Below are 18,601 nucleotides of genomic sequence, written 5' to 3'. Positions count from 1 at the left end.
ATTAAAACCATCCAACTGGGTTGCCCCCATTTGGATGGTTTTTTTATACTACTATAGAAATATGCTTGAATATAAAAAGGAGCGTTCATAATGAAACAGAAAATCGTTGGCATTCTTTTGTTTAATGAAGTTGAAGTGCTAGATTTCGCAGGACCTTTTGAAGTCTTCTCCGTTACAGAAGATCATTCTGAAAAAGATAAACCTTTTAAGGTTGTTACGATTTCTCAAGATGGCCAGATGATTAAAGCTAGAAACGGCCTTCGCGTACTACCTGATTACAGCTTTGAGAGTCATCCAGATTTGGATATTCTTGTCGTCCCCGGTGGATATGGAGCACGTGAAATTGAACTACATAATCAAGACTTACATCAATGGCTAAAAGAACAAGATCAAAAAACGGACTATACGACTTCTGTCTGTACCGGTGCATTCCTACTAGCGAAAGCGGGGCTACTTGAAAATAAAACAGTAACGACGCATTTTAGTGCTTTAGACAGGCTAGCGGATAACTTCCCCTCGCTTAACGTAAAACGAAACACAAAATTTGTAGATGAAGGTCACATCCTAACATCTGCAGGCATTAGTGCGGGCATTGAATTATCCCTTTACCTTGTCGGTAAAATTTTAGGTGCTTCTACAGCCAAAGAAACCGCCAAACAAATGGAGTATGATAGTCAATATACAAATTAACGTTGGCAATTTCTCTATTTTTTCGAGGTAACCTGTGTTCCAGCCAAAAGATCTCCTAAATGACGTCGGTCTTTCCGAAAAAATCCCATCCCGAATAATATCAATCCTAGAAGAATACCCGCATTGGTCAACAGAATTGAACCAATCGTTTCAAATTCTGTGTAGATTCCTTCAATGACACCTAAGTGTGCAAGTTGCCAAGGAAGAAACTTAACAACATTTCGAATTAAGCTTCTCCAGAACGATCGGTTCATATACACCACTTCAAGCTTTGCTTTTCGCTTACCAAATGTTCCAAAAGGCTTCTTATAGTCCATGACCGTAAACCAAATAACAATCGGAATAACTGACTCTACCGTCGCAACGATTTTTGCTTGATCCATTGTAAAGTTAGGTACACCATCTAGTACGAAAAAATAAATAATCAAATTTACGATCAATAATCCTATTAGATAGACTAGGATTGCTACATAATCTACTACCAATTCTTTCAATCTAATACTCCAGTTTATCGAATTATACTTTTTCACAACAATCCCTCCAGTTTGTCGTAACGAATAGAACAAATACAAAAAAGCCAACCGTTCACGTCAGATTTCAATCCACTGTAAGTAAGTTGGCTTATTGTGCGTTATTTGAATTGTTTTACGGTTTCACACGACGTAAAAAATTTACGAACTATAATGCTCGATTTGCTCTCTTGAATATTTTATTTGATCAATAATTTTATCATAGTTTTTTGAAGCATACGCATAGAATAAGATATCTACTAAAATAAACTGAGCGTGTAAAGAACTGGTCGCGGCACTTCTGACGGCTCCTTCTTGTGCTCTAACGTGTTGTAGTGAGATGTCTGCCTTTTTCGTTAAACTATTTTTACCAAACTGGGTTAGTGCAATCGTTTGACTCCCATTTTCTTTAGCCAATTCCATGATTTTGACAATTTCCTTTGTCTCTCCTGAATTGGAAATCCCAATAAAAACCTGCCCTTTTTTTGTAGAAGACATTGCTGCAAGCAAGGCATGTGGATCTTTGAAACTGATACATGTTTTTCCGATTCTACTCCATTTGTGCGCAATATTTTCTGCTACCAAGCTCGAAGCACCGATTCCAAATAGATAGATGATGGAAGAAGCTTTCATAACTTCTACCGCTTCCAGTAAAGGTTGCTCTTGAATAACAGAAACCGTATCTTGCATCGTTTGAAACGCGTTTCCAAGCAACTTATCCATAATATCTTCCAGCGGTTCGTCTGGCGTGATATCTGAATAACCGACCGGATTGCTTTGTGTGACTTCTCTTGAAATCAGCACCTTGAGCTGAGTGAAACTTGAGATATCTACTCGCTTACACAACCTGATAACGGTAGCAGCACTCGAATCAGAAGCTTTTCCTAACTTGGAAGCCGTCATGTTCACGACTTCTTCTGGCTTATCTAAAATAAACTGAGCAATTTTCTTTTCCGCTTTGGGTAGTTGGTCTGCAATACTATTGATTCTTCCTAAAATGTTTTTCTCCGTCATATGATCCGTCCTTTGATGCTTCTAGTGAACTAGCTTTTATTGTGTTGATTGAATGGACTGACGTACGCGACCATTATGTTTTTCTAGCAGCGCATTTGCATTTTCCACGGTTGTGTTGGCTAGAATCTGAACGATGGCTGTTTTGACAGAACCGGATTCTTGGTAGTACTTTTCAGCTTCTTCAAATGAGCACTCTGTCGCTTCCATAATGATTCTTTTGGAACGATCAACCAATTTTTCATTTGTCGCCTGAACATCGACCATCAAATTCTCGTAAGCTTTACCCAATTTTACCATAGTCACTGTAGAGATCATATTCAGCACAAGTTTCTGAGCCGTCCCAGCTTTTAGTCTCGTAGATCCAGTTAATACTTCTGGGCCAGTTGCGACTTCTACAGGGAAGTTTGCCAGCTCACTGATGGCTGCATCTGCGTTATTGGAAATGGAACCAGTTTGAGCACCAACGGAATGCGCATAACGAAGTGCCCCTTTTACGTAAGGCGTTCTTCCACTTGCGGCAATACCGATCACGACATCTTTTTCGCTCAATCTGACACGTTTCAAATCTTCTTCGGCCAATTCTGAAGAATCTTCTGCTCCTTCTACCGCTTCTACGACTGCTTTTTCTCCACCGGCTATGATGCCTTGCACCCATTCAGGTGAAATACCAAAAGTCGGAACACATTCTGCTGCATCTAGTATCCCTAAACGCCCACTTGTTCCAGCGCCAATATAAAATAAGCGTCCACCTTTTTCCATACGTTCGAATACCGCTTCAATCAATTGGTTGATTGCATCAAGATTCTCCTGGATGACAGTTGGAACAGTCGCATCTTCTTCATTCATCAATTGCGTCATTTCTTTTATAGATAAGCGGTCCAATTCCATTGACTTTTGATTTCTATTTTCTGTACTCATTTACTCTGATTCCTCCATAAATTGAAATTTTACGCCTTCAGTAATGTACTCAAGTAATCCCACTGAGTTCTCTTGAATTCTTGCGAGTACATTGACTTTATCATCTGTAGGTAGCGCTCTTTTTGTGATCTGTAGTTCGCCCTTATATCTTCCATATAAATCGTTATCCAGTGTTACAGTTCCAATTGGTCGATCCTTCACAACACTTGGTTGAATGCTCTTTGTTTTCAGTACAATGCGAGAATCTTCTGAGCGAATCACATCTCTAGCCACGTCTTGTCTATTTTGATGGATAGCATAAAAGTTTTCTGGAAGCTCCTTCGACAATAATTGAACAGGAAGAATCATTAAACCTTCTTTTTCCCATTTAACGATTCTATCCAGAGCATTTTCGGTCATCATGATGTCTCCAATCAAAACTTCATCTACAAGGTAATGTTCCTTTAGTTCTAGATAAGCAAGTAAAGGATCCGTTTCTCTATGTGCTTCCAATGTTGGTAGTCCAGCATAAATCGGACCTCTTTTCTTTAAATCACCTGGAATAAAAGCTTGAATAGTGAATCCTTTTTCTTTTAAAAACTGATTTCTTCTGAGAAAAAAGGCCAAGTCCAATCCTGTGTTTTCTCTAGGATAGTAATTGTGGCATACCGTAATATTGGTGAGATCCAAACCAGCTTCTATTAAGGACTGGCACGTTTCTTCAGTAATTGTACTGGCGTTCAATACAATCTCAAAAGTGTCACTGAGTTGTTTGATTTCTTTGTGAGAAAAACCATAATCCATTCTCAAACTTGTCACGCCAAGATCTGTAAAAAAAGCTGTTGCTTCTTCTTTAGATAGACCGTACTGCTCAAGTGTTCCTGCTGAAACATCGACCGTAAGCGTCATATGATTCAATTGGATTTTGGATAGAATCTTTTTAAGTCCAATTAAGGTTTGTTTAGGATTCTCTTCTGGTATATGAAGAGAGGTGAATAGCTTTTTGATGCCTCTCATGTGTAAAATATCTATTATTTTAAGATTCATTTCTTCGCTCTCTGACAAATAAATCGATGCTCCCAGCATAATCGAACATCCTCTCTGCTTCGCAATAGTTCATTTCCACTTTATTATGTATGAAATGAAATAATATTTCAATTTTTACACTACTATTTTAGTGATTTGTTTTAATTTTAAATGTACTTGATGATCTGTTGACATTGTTATCCGATAGGAATAGAATACATTTATGAATATTATTACGAATTAGAGATAAATTTATATGAGGTAAATATTAGGAGGGTAAAAAATGAAAAAAACAACGAGTATTCATCACGTCTCCGCAATTGTTGGTAATCCTAAAGAGACTGTCGCCTTCTATTCATCCGTTCTTGGATTACGATTGATCAAAAAAACGGTAAACTTTGACGATCCAGGAACGTATCACTTATATTTCGGAGATGAAACAGGAAGCCCTGGAACGATCATGACCTTTTTCCCATGGCCAAATGCTTATAAAGGAACTGTTGGGACTGGACAGGTTGGTACGACCTTCTTTCAAGTGGATACAAGAGCGTTGGATTTCTGGTTAGAGAGACTCCAATCTTTTAATATTGAAGTTGCTCGCGAAACAGTATTTGATGAAGAAACACTTTACTTCAGTGATCCGCACGGCTTGAGTTTAGGTTTAATTGCACGTTCCGGATCCCTCGCTCATCCATGGGCATCTTCAGACATTCCCGATGATAAAAAGATTTTAGGATTCGCAGGCGCTCAATTATTATCAACGCATGTAGACAAAACATCAGAATTGGTCGAACAATTTTTTGGGTTTGAACAAGTAGCAGAGTCTGCCACCTATACTAGATTCAAAGCTAGCGAACAAGTTGGGCATACGTTGGATATCAAAAAAGTAGAACCCGTTACTGGAAGTTTCGGAGTCGGTACTGTTCACCATATTGCTTTTCGCGCAAAAGATGAGGCGGATCAATTAGAATGGCAAAACTTCTTAATGGATAATGGTTACCCAACGACCGAAATCAAAGATCGTGATTATTTCAAAGCAATGTACTTCAAAGAACATGGAGATATCATTATGGAAATCGCTACAGATACACCTGGATTTTCTGTCGATGAACCTATAGAGCAGTTAGGCGAAATGCTTCAGCTTCCTGAATGGTTAGAGTCAAAAAGAATACTGATTGAACATCACTTACCACCATTAAGCTAACGTAATAAAAAAGTATTTGCTTCTCTTTTAGTTAGATGTCTCATTTGCTTCTCTACAAAAAAAGGCACAGAATCGATCCTCCTGGGACAGATACTGTGCCTTTTTTGTGTTATCCATTCTGTTCTACTTCCGTTTCTGCCAATTCATCGATTGCTAGATTTGCCATTGTAACGAATCGTTCATTTTGTTGAATATCGAATATAAATGCAGCTTTCTTATACGATTCGACCGCTTGGCGAACTTGATCCAAATGTTCTAAACAATACCCTTTTTGATAAAAGAAATCCCCCAGTAAAAAGAGTGTATTGTTTTGGATCAGCAACTCAAGTCCCTGCAATACTTTCTCCAGTGACTCTCGATTTTTTTCTTGCTTGGAAAGGCATAAAGAATAGTTTAATAATAATTTTGCTTTTTTCTCGTGTCCCATCCATTCTGAGAAAGACTCGAATCCTTTTTGATAGTATTCTTCCGCTTTCTTGTATTCGTGAATTCTTTGATACTGGTTTCCGATACTATCAATGATTTCGACACGTAATTCCCCTTTTTTCGTGCCTTCTTCGATTGAGATCAGATGATTGAGCGCCTTTTTGTAATCTCCATCTCTGTGAGTATACAACAGCCCTTTAATCCACTCGAAAAATAGCTTATCATCCCCTACAGATATCGCTATTAACTCGTGGTTCGTCTCCACTAAGTACGCAACCGAATCATACTCTCTACGGTCAAGGTGTTGTCGAATCATTTTACCTAACTGACTCACTTGAGAATGTCTGATTTCCAAGGAATCTTCTCCATAAAAGAAGCTCATAGGTGTATCCATTCTATCCGCAAGTTTTTCCATCAGATCTCGACTAGGTCGGACTTTTTGTTTCTCAAGTCGACTAACCATAGCTTGCGTACAGATACCCTCAGCGAGATCGATTTGTGTCATGCCAATTTCTTTTCTTCTTCTTTTGATTTTCTCCCCTAATCTCATGTCATGATGCCTCGTTCCCTGTGTAATATAAATATAATTATAATAATCTCATTATACCTAAGCTCATCTGACATTTCTATACTTTTTTTTGGAAATATATAAGAGATATTGAATAGTATAGTTGGTTTCCTTGTATGAATCTTACAAAGTAATTGACTGATTATTTTTTTCACTGACTTTTTTTATAACTCATGATTTTTGAAAATAAAAAACCTGACCCACCAATTGAGTCAGATTTTTAGAAACTTTTTTATCTTTTAGATGGTTCAATCATGTGAAGATCTCTCTGTGGGAAAGGAATTTCGATGTCATGTTCATTGAATTTTTCAAATATCTTGAACCTCAAATCACTTGGCACACGGAATTCTCTTTCGTCCGTCTGCTGGTCGATCCAGAACCAAACCTTGAAATCCAAAGAGGAATCTCCAAAATCTTCGAAGAACACTCTTGGTTTTGGGTCGTTTAATATATTGTGCCATTTCTCTTCTCTTAATTCTACAACAGATTCTTCTAGCAATCTTTTTACTAGTTTAACGTCACTATCATAAGATACGCCCACCTGTATGGAAATTCTTAAACGAGTATCCGCATAGGAACGGTTGATAAATTTTTCTTCTAAGAAAAATGAATTTGGAATGATCATACGCTCGTTCGCTCTTGTCCGTACAATCGTTGCACGCATTTTAATTTCTTCAATGTCCGCAATCGTATCATCGATAATGATGCGGTCGCCCACTTTTACTGGACGCTCAAACAAAATAATCAGACCTGAAATAAAGTTAGACATAATATTTTGAAGTCCAAACCCAATCCCAACTCCTAATACACTGACGACCACGGTCAGGCTTGTTAGATTAAATCCTAAAGAAGAAAGAGCTACTAGAATCGCAATCGCTACGACCACATATTGAAATAATGTATTGAATGTTGCCTGCATGCCTCTATCTAACTCGTATTTAGAATATAGAGTAGGGAGAACGTAGCGTTTAACTGCATTTGAAAACCGGACAGCAATCACAACAACAAACAAAACAGCTAAAATCAAGAAAATTGAGACGTTCGTCTCTCCGAAAACAAACAGCGTATCGTAGAGCCAAGGCGTATTCGATAAGTAACTCAATAGGAAAATGATGAGTAGAAAAAGCGTACTCCAGTTGAGAAATGTTTTCCATAAGGCGACCAATCTTTCAGATTGAATCAATCGTTCTCCAATTTGCTTTAAAACAAGCCTGATAATAAATATTCCAATAACGCCAAAGATTCCACCTAGCCAGTACGATAATCCTACGTCATTTAAATATTCGATCCAATTCTCAAACACTGACACACACTCGCCCCTTTAACTTTATTTATTTACCATTGTATCAAATTATGCGCTAAACCTCTAAGAACTCGCTGGTATCTAATCTTTTAGAGGTCTGTTTACGCAAACGCATCATCTTGTTGTATTGCACTTTGAACAAGAAAAACGCACTATAAACACTGGCAACAGGTGCTGCTAATACAAAGATAAATAAACTCATTTCAAAGGTAGCATAGAGAATCAGTAAAACCACTAAAAGAGAACTGATAGAATAAAGGATTTTTGCAAAAACTAGCTGATGCATTCGTTTGAATTTCCACCAAACGGGCATATTAAAATGTGCTTGAAAAGAGAATAACTGGATTATCATGGTCAAGACATAAAAAAGTAAAACCAGAAAGATCGTGAACATCATAAAACTGATAGACCAGCTATAAAATAACCCTACTCCTACACCAACAAGTGCACCTGTAAGCATAATGCCCGTCAAGAAACTTTCTTTGTAATTTGTTATAAAGTAGGTCCAGAAAGATTTCAACGTTAAACTTCCTTTGTCTAAGATAAGATCTCTGACAACGCAGAACAAGGCTTGCGTACTAGGATAGAAAAATACCGGGAGTGTCCATATCAATAATGGTCCTAAAATATAATAGCTACCCAACTGAGTAACGACCAATATTTGCATAGTCAATAGAATCACTGGAATATTCAACATTAACCAGAATAAATTGAATAAAAAAAGTGTCGTCAGCTTATCTGAAAGCTCATATAATGTGAAATAGAATTTTCCTTTTGCCATTCGTTTACTCCTTTACTGGCGCTGCTCTATTTAACCGCACCTTCTGCTACACCTTCAACAATCTGTTTTTGAGAAGTGAAGTAAAAAATAATTACAGGGATGATTGCAATGGTTAATCCCGCTAAGGCCAAATGCCACTGTCTTGTATATTGTCCGAAGAAATAAAACATTCGAATCGGAATGGTTTGACTACTGTTTCCTAGTACTAGTGAGGGAAGCAAGTAGTCATTCCAGATCCAGATAACATTTAAAATCGCAACTGTTACGGATATTGGTTTAAGTAACGGGAAAATAATCCGCCAAAAAATCTGTAGCTTATTAGCACCATCCATTCTAGCTGCTTCATCTAGGGTAACGGAAATTCCTGTCATCGCTCCGTGATATAAAAAGATCGATAAACTACAACCGAAACCAAGATACATATGGATTAGTCCAACGCGATTCAACATGCCAATTTGACCAAAGTTTGAGGTCAACGGAATCATAACGGATTGAAAAGGAATTAGCATAGCCGCAACGAATAGCAGTAGAATCATGCTACTCAACTTACTTTTATTTCTCGCTAGTGCATATCCAGCCATTGAAGAAAAGAGAATGATAATGACCACACTCGCTACGGTAATCATCAACGAGTTGAAAAATGAACGCACAAACTGTAAATCTTCAAAAGCTTGCTGGTAATTCGCAAAATTCAATTCTGAAGGAGGGGTCAACACATTTGAAAAAATTCCTCTTGGGTCTTTGAAACTATTCACGATCATCAAATAAAATGGAGAAACCCAAACGAATCCCAGTAAAAGACCGAAAACTTCTAGTACATAAATCGACCATTTTTTCTTTTTCATTATAGGTCCACCTCTCTTTTCTTATTGTAGTAAACTTGACTCAGAGAAATGATTGCTACAATGACAAAAAACACAATGGCTTTTGATTGACCGTAAGCCATTTGATTTCCAGAAAAAGCAGTATCTACAATATTCATGGCAACCATTTGAGTGGAATTATAAGGTCCTCCACCTGTTAAAGATAAATTCTGATCATAAATTTTAAACGAATTGGACAACGTTAAAAACATGGTTACGGTAAATGCTGGTGCAATCAAAGGAAAAATAACGTGTCTGAATTTCTGACCTGGTGTCGCCCCATCAATTTCTGCAGACTCCATTAATTCTTTGGGCACGCCTTGTAAGTAGGCAATGTAAATGATCATAATATAACCTGCCATTTGCCATACCGTCAGAATCACGAGTCCCCAAAATCCCGTTGCCGGCGTCGACAACCAACCTTTCAGAACTTCGGCACCTATGACATCTCCTATTGTAGAAAAAACGCGGATAAAGATAAATTGCCAAATAAATCCCAGAATCAATCCACCAATTAGATTCGGCATAAAAAAGATGGTTCTTAAAAGATTGCGGCTTTTCAGCTTACTCGTTACTAGTAATGCCAGTCCCAAGCCAATAACGTTCAGTAAAATAATACTTGTTAAAGCGAATCGAACTGTAAACCAGAGAGATTGCAAAAATTGCTCATCGCCAATCAATCTACGGTAATGATCTATTCCTACGAATGCTGTGAAATTTAATCCGTCCCAATTCGTAAAAGAATAGAAAACGCCCATAAGGACAGGTACAATAACGACTAGTGATAAACTAAGTAGAACAGGGGTTATAAATAACCAGAATGTCATTTCTTTGTTTTTCATCTTAGGACTTCCTTTCTAACAATCATACATTCAGCTGATGATTAAATTGAAAAGAGCCATTTTTTAATGTACCAAACGACTCTCTTTCAATATCCTATTATTGTCTCATCGACTCCCAAGCTTCTTTTGAGGATTCAATAGCTTCTTCCCACGTCATTTCTCCGCCGATATAGGCTTGGAGGTTCGGTCCAAATTCATTTAACTGATACCCAGTCGGGAAGCCAGTAAAGACCCAACCTAACGTATCTCCACTCTGAGAATAGTCATAAACAATTTGAGAAAGTGGATCACTAATTTCCAGATCTTCGTATCCTTCATAAGCTGGAACGAAATTAAATTCTGATACGACAAAGTCTTTTCCTACATCGGATAAATACATCCAGTCTAAAAAGTCTTTTGCAGCTTGAACAGTTGCATCATCATTATTATCATTCACTGCCCAGTAATTTGGAACACCTACCGGTAAACGGTCTTCGTACCCTTCTAACGGAATCGGAATCATCCCTACATTAGACTCCGCAAATTCAGGATCCATTTGTTCTAACGTCGGATAAATCCAGTTTCCTTGTTGAATCATTGCAACTTGTCCCAATGAAAAATACTCTTCAACTTGTTGAGAATAATCCAGACTCAATACGGGTTCGATTGAATAATCCACCTGTAAATCTAGCATTTGCTGAAACTCGTCTGCTCTTTCAAAAGCCAGCGTTTCTGCATTGTAAGCTTCGAGTGGACTTTCGTTCAGTTCTGGAGATAAATAAACATTCGCCAAATGATCTCCCATAACCCAGCTTTCAGCTCCCGGTAAAGCAAATACGGCTTCGATTCCCAGCGTCTCTTTTTGACTGTCAATTGTCTCTACAGCATCTCTCAACTCTTCATAAGTCGACAGTGCTTCCGGGTCAATTCCTGCTTGTTCAAACACTTCCATATTGTAGACGAATCCGTATCCCTCAAGGTTATACGGAATCGCATCGATTCTTCCGTCATCATGGGTAACATTTTCGATCGTTCCTTCTAAGGCTGCCGCTGCTGTATCTGTGTCAGACATATCGGCCATCGTATCCTGGAATTGCTCAATTTCATTGGGACCCGCAACACTAAAGATATCCGGTTCGTCCCCTGATGAAAACCTTGTCGTGAGTTGTGTGAAATAATCCGTTCCTCCACCTACAGAAGTGATCTCGATTTGAACGTTATCATTTTCTGCCATATATTGATCTGCTAATTCATTGAACTGCGTGTTAAATTCAACTTTCCCTTGCATGATATTCAGTTGAATCGTCTCGCCACTTGAATCGTCGTTTGACCCCATACCACCTGGTCCAGCGCCATCCTCATTTCCACAAGCCCCTAAAAGTAATGCACAAGTTCCTACAAAAAACACTTTGCTACCGTTAGTCAAATTATCCTGTATTAACATATTATTCTCCTTTCTTATTACCCTAACGTCCCTTATCTGCCGATTAATCTTATGTGCTCAGTAAGATTCTATTTCTTAATAATTTAACTTTAATACAACCGCTTCCACTTTTGCAATTCAAACGATCATACTTTCTCTAGCTTCTATGAGTTTTGATTTCAAAAAAATAAATAAGTGGAGCCCGCATCCGTCTTCATTCTTATACCTAGCATAGCTTTGGAGTGATAATTTTAATTTTATTACGATTTTATTTATCTGACTGTTTGTAAACCCTTTCCATTAGTGACATAATAGGTTATCATGTAAAGTTTTTCCGTATATTTTTATTAAAAACAGGAGGTTGCAAATATGCTAAAAGAAACCGTTAGAACCATTGGATTTGTGAACAGTCATAAATCCGGCGAAAAGCGCATTGCCCTATTACCTAAAGACATTGTGCAACTCAAGCATACAAAAGCCTTATTTTTTGAAGAAGGTTATGGAAGCGATTTAAATATAACTGACTCGGAGTACTCTGAATTGGGTTGTCAAATCGTACCTAGAGAAATTGCTTTAGCTCAAGATATCGTCTGTGATCCTAAAATTGGAGATTCGACTTTTATTAAAGACTTACTTCCAGGTCAAACCTTATTTGGATGGGTTCATGCTGTTCAAAGTGAAGAAGTAACCGATACTTTAATTGATAATAAGCTCTCTGCTTATGCCTGGGAAGATATGTATGAGGACAATCGTCATTCTTATTGGCGGAATAATGAACTTGCAGGAGAAGCTGCGGTCATGCATGCTTACCAGTCCAATGGTGTTATGCCGTATGATACAAAAGTCGCTATTTTAGGACGCGGTAATACAGCTCGCGGAGCACAAAGGATCCTGACTAGCCTTGGCGCAGATATCAAAGTATATAATCGTAATCAAGAAAAACTGTTCCAGAAAGAAATGACAGAATTCGATGTGATCGTCAATGCCATACTGTGGGATACGTCACGCGAAGATCATTTGATTTATCAATCTGATTTAAATCGATTCAAGCCCGGCACGATGTTGATTGACGTTAGTTGCGACGAGCACGGTGCCATTGAAACCACTGTCCCTACTTCTCTTGAAGATCCCATCTATGAAATAGATAATGTCATCCATTATGCAGTCGACCATACACCCACTATTTTTTATCGTTCTTCATCAAGTGCTATCTCCACTGAAACAGTCAAGTATATAGATGATTTAGTCGAAAATCGTCCCAATGAAATTTTAGATAATGCCCTGATTGTCGACAACGGATTAATCATAGACGAACGCATCAATCAATACCAGAACAGAACGCTCTCTGAAGAAATGAATGTACTGGATACAGAAGATTCTACCTCACTTAGCTAAAATTAACTTTCAATAGAATCGTACAAAGTATAAAGGCCATTGTTATTAGGTGCCTATTCCCAGTAGTTATATCCATCTGACTACCTGGAATAGGCACTTGGTGATGGTAGTGAATACTATAAAAAACCACTGAACGTTAGATCATCACTCTAACATTCGGTGGTCTTTTTATCGTATACATTTTTGCTTTGTTTAATATAACTCTCCTTACTGTAACTTTACCAAACTAAACTCACTCCTCAGTGCTCTCGCTTGACTGAGCAAAATACACGTAGCATAATTAACAAAACGTATGTTACCAATGATGTACGGAATGGAGAGTGGATTATGGGTAAGAAAAAGAATAAAGCCAAAAAGAAAGAAGAAAAGAAAGCTAGAAAAAAAGAAAAAGAAAAAAGTGATTTACCCTTAGAAAAGAATCCAATAGAAGCAAAGAGCCTTTCAGAAGTAACAAAACTCTCAAGTTTACCCGAATTGGAAAAAGAAAAAAAGGGCTCCATGAACCTTTCAATTACTCCTACTAATAAAAAGAAATTAAAGGATATGGCTCAATCAGTCAATATGAGCGCTTCCGAATTGATTGCTTACTGGATCAATAACCAAAAAGAATAAACTTTACACTTAGAATCTGAAGAAGGCTTTAAGTTAGACTTTCATCCTTTTATCTTTATACTTTAAATTATATTAAAGAAGGAGGTGTTGATATGAAAACATTAGACAATATTGCTTTAGCTCTTTTAATTGTTGGCGGTTTGAACTGGCTCTTAGTAGGTCTTTTTGAATTTGATTTAGTAGCTACGATTTTTGGTGGAGAGACAGCGCTCTTATCTAAAATAGTTTATATTGTTGTTGGGGTATGTGCTCTTTATTCATTAAAATTCTTCCCTCTAATCAATTCTGATACAACCTCTACACGTAATGAGCGTTAATAAGAATATTAATTTTCTAAACATGAAAAAAGAGTAGAATCATACTCTTTTTTCGTGTTTTTTATGTTTCAAAATCCAATGATCATAATCAGATAAAAAGTACATTATCCTTGCTAAAAAAGGTAAGATGAAAATCATTTAGTTAAAGAATATTTCATTGTAATAGTAATCAATATTACCAGCGTCTTCATAAGTAAACTGTTTATAGAATGTTCCTCTTACAAAATCACATCCTTCTCTCACTTTTTTTATACATCAAAACATTAACTAATTTTCTTTACCTAAAGTAACAATAGGGTATACGATTGAACTACAATACTTTGAGACGAGTGACAACCTAATTACTATTTTTTATATGAGAAAAGTACAAAAAAGAGCAAAATCCAGAGTGAGATTTTGCTCTTTTTATTGTTCATACAGATTAAAGTAATAGCATTTATCAATTACATAATACCGTCATATTTTTTAATTTACATGTTTGACTAATATATAAGTGTTACTAGAGCTTCGCCATCTTTAAAGATATCTGCAACGCTTTTACCTTCTATATATAATTTGCTTAAATTTTCTTCAGTAACATCTGTAAATTCTTCACCTATCTGAGTTGTTTCTTTCCATAATACATGTTTATCTCCGTGAGCACTATCAAGGAAGTATTCTTTTCCAAGGTAATCGAATTGTACTTCTCTTCCCCATGTCAAACAAAATATCAAGGTTTCTAAATTCATTATACCCGTTGAATGTTCAATATCTTCGAGATTCACTGATCCTCCTCCTATCTTTGTTAATGTCCAGTCCTATTGCCGCCTGGAAAAGTATGTCTGTGGGGAAATTTATGCTTTCCAGGATGGAAATAGTCAATGTCTAAGTCGGCCTTACCATTTTTATCATAATACCTTCTTTGTTTAAGTTTACCATCTTGGAGTAAATCCTTAGAAGATAAACCACTACCAGTATACGGTAATGCGTTGTCTCTTTGTCCTACTTTTGTGCGCTTAGAAGAGTGATTGTTAGTTTTTGTTCCGTTTTTCTTATGATTGTTATATGCTCTTTCAGTGAAATAAACGCGTATTTTTGTGTACGCCCAAAATCCTACACCTATAGCAACTCCAGCCACAATAATAGTGCCTGCTTGAGTTATAACAACTGCACCAACTCCTGCAATAGCCCATTTACCAGCAACCACCGCTGTATACTTTATCCCCGGTGCAAGCGCAGCTCTAGTAAACATTTGTCCAGGTTCTGACTCCACACTTTCTTTTTCAAAATCTTGCAAGTCAGATTCATCTACTTCTACTTCTACAGCCGTTTCAAGTAAATCGCCAAATTCTTCTTGCGTATAATAAGTACCATTTATGCTTATTCCATATTCTGATAATATAACATCAGCTTGTTCATTTTCAATATCGCTATCTGTTATATCTTCTTCGTAAGTGTTTTCTTCATAAGTATCATTTACCATTTCATCTTCCGTAGTACTATCTGCTGAATCAATTTCAGCAGCGTAAACATATAATCCTGTAGTTCCGAAAATCTGAAACATCATAATAATTGTTAGCAGTGAGATTAAGCATTTTTTTAAAATCTTCATAAATCACCTCTTCATTTTATTATATGACGATATTACAAGGTGATTGTAGCATTGTATTACATATATATTTCAATATCATTAAAATAAAGTCAAAAAAATGAACAAAATGTGTCTAAACTCTTTTAGCTTAAATTTATTGTCTGCACATTCATTTGTAACAATAGGGTATAGTCTATTGTTACATACTCTAATAGTCGACCTATCAGCATTTTTTTCCGTAACAATAAAGTTGATTGGTTTAGAGATACTGAGAATCATAGTATTCAAATACGTAGAATTGAGTTTGATATTTTTGAGAACATAGAAGAGGAATATATTCTTGACTTGGGTCAATACGGTAGATAAATAAGTAATGACTTTTATCTAGTCAATGATACACAAATAACCAATTGAACTTAATAAAAACTTTTCTAAAGATTATAAGGGGCTGGGAAAAAACTCCCCTAAAATGAATACATCCCTCGACCAATTTTGAGAAAAAATGGTCGAGGGATGTTTCTTTTATAAAGACAAAATGAGCCCCACCGGCTATAATTGAAGTACCAACAGCAATTAAAGGAGGGGCTCACTTTGTATCAAGAGTATAACACAATGGAAACTGCTTTAACACTACAACTAGACTTCACTATTCCCGAGGATCACGAAGCACGTCTTATCAGTCGTTTCGTTGATTCTATTCCTGCGGAATTTCTTCTGGAAGAAACATCTCATACGGGACGTCCTGCGTTTCACCCTGCCATGTTACTTAAAATGTGCTTATTTGCCTGTAGTCGTTCTACTTTTTCAGGTCGTACGATTGAACGCATGAATGACGAGTCCATTCCAATGAAATGGCTGACCGGCGACACATCCGTTACCTATAAAACAATCAATAATTTTCGTTCGAGTGAACATGCCAAGCGCCTGATCAAATACGCTTTCGTCCTGTTCACGTCACTACTCCAAGAGAACGGCCTGCTTCAAGAAGAGGCCTTGTTTATTGACGGCACAAAACTTCAAGCCGATGCCAATATTTACTCCTTCACTTGGAAGAAAGCCATCGATCGTTATGAAGCAAAGCTGAACGAGAATGTCGAAGCATTGTATGAAACCATGATTCAGTCACAAGTGAATATCTGCCTTTCAAAAGAGCAGTTAGACACATCAGAAGGCATTGAAACGCTGATTGATGCGATTGACACCTCACTAGAAGCGGTTGAAGAATCTATCCAAGAAGAAACACAGATTCCCAAAGGTGGTTCTATACACAAACGACGTCGTCGTCTGTTAACAAAGCACCGCAACAAGTGTGTCAAAGATTACCTGCCGCGAAAACAGTCATACGAAGAAGCCCGAGCAACCTTTGATGGACGAAACAGTTATTCCAAAACGGATAAAGACGCTACGTTCATGTGTATGAAAGAAGATCCCATGAAAAACCGCGAATTGAAACCCGGGTATAACCTTCAAGTCGCTTCTAATAATCAATATGTTATTGACTATGATATTTTTTCAAATCCTACGGATACGCGAACGCTGCTTCCTTTTTTATCAACCATTTCCACACTGGACTTGTTCAAGTATATTGTCGCAGATGCCGGATATGGCAGCGAAGAGAACTATGAAACGATCATCGATGATTATGAAAAGGTTCCTTTAATCCCTTACGGCATGTATCACGCAGAACAAAAGAAAAAATATAAACGAGATCCGAAACGACGGGATAATTGGTCCTATGACGAAAAAGAAGATGCTTATACCGATCTAGACGGCGTGCGGTTTAGCTTTACCCACTACAGCACACGTGTGGACAAGCAAGGGTATACACGTCAGTTTAAAGTATACACAGCAGACAAAGAACAAATGGATGACCGGCTGAATGCTCTAGCCAAAACCCCGAAGGGGAACCAGAGACAAACATCGGTGAATTACAATTGGGAATACTTTAAACATCAAGCGAAAGAACACCTGGAAAGTGACTACGGAAGACGTATCTACGCCCAACGAAAGATTGACGTAGAAACCATTTTTGGTCGGATGAAAGGTGTCTTTGGCATGCGACGCGTTCATGTCAGAGGGAAACAAGCCGTTCATAATGACATTGGCTTGATGTTTATGAGCATGAATTTAACGAAACTGATCCTTGAACTCCGAAGAAAAGGAGGGCATACTTTTACTCCTTCAGAAAAAAGACAAAAGAACAATGAAGACCATCTAAAACCGACGGTTTTCATTGTTCTTTTTATTTGTCAGAAGCTGGTTTTTTCCCAGCCCCTTATAAGATAAAATAGCATAGTTTCCTTCTATAAGCACCAAACCAACCTCTGCAGTCAAATCGTATTCTTCATCTTTATCAAAACTCCAGAAAGTCTTGTCCAAGAGTACAGAACGAGGGATCTCTTCCTGTACTGATTCCACTTCGTCTTGAGATATTTGGTTTGGCTCTGCAGTTTCTTCTGACGTCTCTTGAAGATTGCTTTCTTCAGTCGCTGTTTTAAAAGCATCCTCTACCTCAGTGTCCGTTGAGCTACAGCCTGCTAGTAATCCTAAACCGATCATGCAAACATATCGCTGCTCTCCCTCATTGGTTTGATGGTCCTTCTATTCAAACTATAGCACAATAAGAATTCAAGAAACCACAGTTATCCTTAATCATTAATCTTTATCTCTATTTTGAAAAAATGAAGCGATAGTATCTTTTTACAATAAAAAAGATCACTGCCTTATTAAAACAGGCTAAAGCCTCGGAACTATCACTTGACTGAGTAATATGTACGTAGCATAATTGACAAAACATACGTTACCGCTTATACATAATAAAAAAATGGAGAGTGAATTATGGGTAAGAAAAAAAATAAAGCCAAAAAGAAAGAAGAAAAGAAAGCTAAAAAGGCTAAGAAAAAAGAAATAGAAAAAAGTAGTTCGCAATTAAAAAATAGTCCAAAAGAAGCAAAGAGCCCTTCCGAAATAACGAAACCCTCAAGTTTACCTGAATTGGAAAAAGAAAAAAAGGCTCCATGAACCTTTCAATCACGCCTACTAATAAAAAGAAATTAAAAGATATGGCTCAGTCCGTCAATATGAGCGCTTCAGAATTGATTGCTTATTGGATTGAAAATCAAGAACGATAATAGTTAAATTTAGAATCTGAAGGTAGTGTTTAACAAGTTTATCATAATTAT

Annotated in this window: 20 protein-coding genes; 7 read left to right on the top strand and 13 right to left on the bottom strand. The window is 37.2% G+C overall.

Annotated features, from left to right (window positions below):
* The first annotated feature begins 90 nt into the window (after positions 1 to 90).
* Complete coding sequence (locus LG377_RS01065) at positions 91 to 690, top strand: DJ-1/PfpI family protein (protein WP_225742885.1); 600 nt, start codon at positions 91 to 93, stop codon at positions 688 to 690.
* Positions 691 to 704: 14 nt separating this feature from the next.
* On the opposite strand, the gene LG377_RS01060 is transcribed toward LG377_RS01065, so the two are convergent.
* From LG377_RS01060 to LG377_RS01045, 4 genes are all read right to left on the bottom strand, one after another.
* Positions 705 to 1,220: an RDD family protein gene (locus LG377_RS01060; RefSeq protein ID WP_225742884.1), complete on the bottom strand. Its 516-nt coding sequence runs from the start codon at positions 1,218 to 1,220 to the stop codon at positions 705 to 707.
* A 141-nt stretch (positions 1,221 to 1,361) separates the two neighbouring features.
* Positions 1,362 to 2,213: a MurR/RpiR family transcriptional regulator gene (locus tag LG377_RS01055; RefSeq protein WP_225742883.1), complete on the bottom strand. Its 852-nt coding sequence runs from the start codon at positions 2,211 to 2,213 to the stop codon at positions 1,362 to 1,364.
* A gap of 36 nt (positions 2,214 to 2,249) precedes the next feature.
* Positions 2,250 to 3,131: an N-acetylmuramic acid 6-phosphate etherase gene (murQ, locus tag LG377_RS01050; RefSeq protein WP_225742882.1), complete on the bottom strand. Its 882-nt coding sequence runs from the start codon at positions 3,129 to 3,131 to the stop codon at positions 2,250 to 2,252.
* Positions 3,132 to 4,196 (bottom strand): MupG family TIM beta-alpha barrel fold protein, encoded by a 1,065-nt coding sequence (locus LG377_RS01045; RefSeq protein WP_225742881.1) that lies wholly within the window; start codon positions 4,194 to 4,196, stop codon positions 3,132 to 3,134.
* Between the two features lie 223 nt (positions 4,197 to 4,419).
* Between LG377_RS01045 and LG377_RS01040 the strand changes: the two genes are divergently transcribed.
* Positions 4,420 to 5,340, top strand: coding sequence for a VOC family protein (locus LG377_RS01040; protein WP_225742880.1), 921 nt, complete (start codon positions 4,420 to 4,422; stop codon positions 5,338 to 5,340).
* A 109-nt stretch (positions 5,341 to 5,449) separates the two neighbouring features.
* Here LG377_RS01040 and LG377_RS01035 read toward each other — a convergent pair whose 3' ends face one another.
* The 6 genes from LG377_RS01035 to LG377_RS01010 all read right to left on the bottom strand — a co-directional run bounded on the left by LG377_RS01035 (position 5,450) and on the right by LG377_RS01010 (position 11,546).
* Positions 5,450 to 6,316, bottom strand: coding sequence for a helix-turn-helix domain-containing protein (locus LG377_RS01035; protein WP_225742879.1), 867 nt, complete (start codon positions 6,314 to 6,316; stop codon positions 5,450 to 5,452).
* 250 nt (positions 6,317 to 6,566) lie between these two features.
* Positions 6,567 to 7,643 carry a mechanosensitive ion channel family protein gene (locus LG377_RS01030; protein ID WP_225742878.1) on the bottom strand — a complete coding sequence of 359 codons (1,077 nt, stop codon included), beginning with the start codon at positions 7,641 to 7,643 and terminating at the stop codon, positions 6,567 to 6,569.
* 49 nt (positions 7,644 to 7,692) lie between these two features.
* Complete coding sequence (locus LG377_RS01025; protein ID WP_225742877.1) at positions 7,693 to 8,418, bottom strand: DUF624 domain-containing protein; 726 nt, start codon at positions 8,416 to 8,418, stop codon at positions 7,693 to 7,695.
* 26 nt (positions 8,419 to 8,444) lie between these two features.
* The gene (locus tag LG377_RS01020) at positions 8,445 to 9,263 is read right to left on the bottom strand and encodes a carbohydrate ABC transporter permease (protein ID WP_225742876.1); all 819 of its coding nucleotides are present in this window, start codon (positions 9,261 to 9,263) and stop codon (positions 8,445 to 8,447) included.
* A complete protein-coding gene (locus LG377_RS01015) occupies positions 9,263 to 10,123 on the bottom strand; it encodes a carbohydrate ABC transporter permease (RefSeq protein ID WP_225742875.1) in 861 nt (286 codons plus the stop codon). Before LG377_RS01015 ends, LG377_RS01020 begins: the two co-directional genes overlap by 1 nt.
* A 97-nt stretch (positions 10,124 to 10,220) precedes the next feature.
* Positions 10,221 to 11,546: an ABC transporter substrate-binding protein gene (locus tag LG377_RS01010; protein ID WP_225742874.1), complete on the bottom strand. Its 1,326-nt coding sequence runs from the start codon at positions 11,544 to 11,546 to the stop codon at positions 10,221 to 10,223.
* Between the two features lie 348 nt (positions 11,547 to 11,894).
* On the opposite strand from LG377_RS01010, the gene LG377_RS01005 reads away from it, so the two are divergent.
* The 3 genes from LG377_RS01005 to LG377_RS00995 all read left to right on the top strand — a co-directional run bounded on the left by LG377_RS01005 (position 11,895) and on the right by LG377_RS00995 (position 13,849).
* Positions 11,895 to 12,920 carry a N(5)-(carboxyethyl)ornithine synthase gene (locus tag LG377_RS01005; protein WP_225742873.1) on the top strand — a complete coding sequence of 342 codons (1,026 nt, stop codon included), beginning with the start codon at positions 11,895 to 11,897 and terminating at the stop codon, positions 12,918 to 12,920.
* A 327-nt stretch (positions 12,921 to 13,247) separates the two neighbouring features.
* Positions 13,248 to 13,532 (top strand): hypothetical protein, encoded by a 285-nt coding sequence (locus tag LG377_RS01000; RefSeq protein ID WP_225742872.1) that lies wholly within the window; start codon positions 13,248 to 13,250, stop codon positions 13,530 to 13,532.
* A 92-nt stretch (positions 13,533 to 13,624) separates the two neighbouring features.
* Complete coding sequence (locus tag LG377_RS00995) at positions 13,625 to 13,849, top strand: DUF378 domain-containing protein (RefSeq protein WP_225742871.1); 225 nt, start codon at positions 13,625 to 13,627, stop codon at positions 13,847 to 13,849.
* A gap of 482 nt (positions 13,850 to 14,331) precedes the next feature.
* Here LG377_RS00995 and LG377_RS00990 read toward each other — a convergent pair whose 3' ends face one another.
* Positions 14,332 to 14,613 carry a hypothetical protein gene (locus LG377_RS00990; protein ID WP_225742870.1) on the bottom strand — a complete coding sequence of 94 codons (282 nt, stop codon included), beginning with the start codon at positions 14,611 to 14,613 and terminating at the stop codon, positions 14,332 to 14,334.
* Positions 14,614 to 14,633: 20 nt separating this feature from the next.
* Positions 14,634 to 15,440: a hypothetical protein gene (locus LG377_RS00985; RefSeq protein WP_225742869.1), complete on the bottom strand. Its 807-nt coding sequence runs from the start codon at positions 15,438 to 15,440 to the stop codon at positions 14,634 to 14,636.
* Between the two features lie 570 nt (positions 15,441 to 16,010).
* On the opposite strand from LG377_RS00985, the gene LG377_RS00980 reads away from it, so the two are divergent.
* The gene (locus LG377_RS00980; RefSeq protein WP_225742868.1) at positions 16,011 to 17,705 is read left to right on the top strand and encodes an IS1182 family transposase; all 1,695 of its coding nucleotides are present in this window, start codon (positions 16,011 to 16,013) and stop codon (positions 17,703 to 17,705) included.
* Here LG377_RS00980 and LG377_RS00975 read toward each other — a convergent pair.
* Entirely contained in the window at positions 17,634 to 17,978 is a 345-nt protein-coding gene (locus tag LG377_RS00975; RefSeq protein WP_225742867.1) for a hypothetical protein, read from the bottom strand. The genes LG377_RS00980 and LG377_RS00975 overlap by 72 nt on opposite strands.
* Positions 17,979 to 18,257: 279 nt before the next feature.
* Between LG377_RS00975 and LG377_RS00970 the strand changes: the two genes are divergently transcribed.
* On the top strand, positions 18,258 to 18,440 hold the full coding sequence (locus LG377_RS00970; RefSeq protein ID WP_225742866.1) for a hypothetical protein: 183 nt from the start codon (positions 18,258 to 18,260) through the stop codon (positions 18,438 to 18,440).
* Positions 18,441 to 18,601 lie beyond the last annotated feature (161 nt).

Source organism: Marinilactibacillus sp. Marseille-P9653 (assembly GCF_916618885.1).
GTDB lineage: Bacteria > Bacillota > Bacilli > Lactobacillales > Carnobacteriaceae_A > Marinilactibacillus.
The sequence above is the reverse complement of the archived record's forward strand: the minus strand, read 5'-3'. Positions and strand labels throughout refer to the sequence as shown.